The organism is Pseudomonas sp. MWU13-2100 (genome assembly GCF_023242365.1).
Classification (GTDB): Bacteria; Pseudomonadota; Gammaproteobacteria; order Pseudomonadales; family Pseudomonadaceae; genus Aquipseudomonas.
In genome coordinates this window covers 1-479 of sequence record NZ_JALLIX010000154.1, presented here as the reverse complement: position 1 = coordinate 479, position 479 = coordinate 1, and the positions used below count along the sequence as shown (strand labels likewise).

The window sequence follows — 479 nt, the reverse complement described above, 5'->3', positions numbered from 1 at the left end:
ACGGTTCTACAACAGTCGCGATGAGCGTCGCGACACATTGCTCGGTACAGGCTGGAGCCTGCCCTATGAAGTCGGCGTGCGTATCGAGGTGCATCCCGAAGGTGGCGAGCGGCTGATCTATACCGATGAACAGGCGCGACGTATCGATATGGGCTCGATCCCGTTGGGCGGCGCGGTGTTCAGTCCAGGGGACGGACTGGCGGTGCGGCGCAACGCTAATGGACAACTGCTGATCGAAAGCGATGACGGTTTGTATCGCCTGTTCGAACCGGCCCTGGCCGATCCTTCGACCTTGCGCCTGAGCCAGTTGGGTGACCGCAACGACAACCGGATCTATCTCGATTACGACGAGTCGGGGCGGCTGGTTCGACTGCGTGACACCTTCGACCTTGTGCGGGTGGAACTGATCTACAGCGCCCAGTGGCCTCGGCGTGTCAGCCAGGTCGAACGAATCTTCCCTGATCAACAGCGTGAGGTGT

The 479-nt window shown here is 60.5% G+C and carries 1 protein-coding gene; it reads left to right on the top strand.

The genetic code is table 11. The features are described from left to right. A partial coding sequence (locus tag M5B99_RS29815; RefSeq protein ID WP_248807482.1) for a DUF6531 domain-containing protein occupies positions 1-479 on the top strand: 479 nt, incomplete at both ends.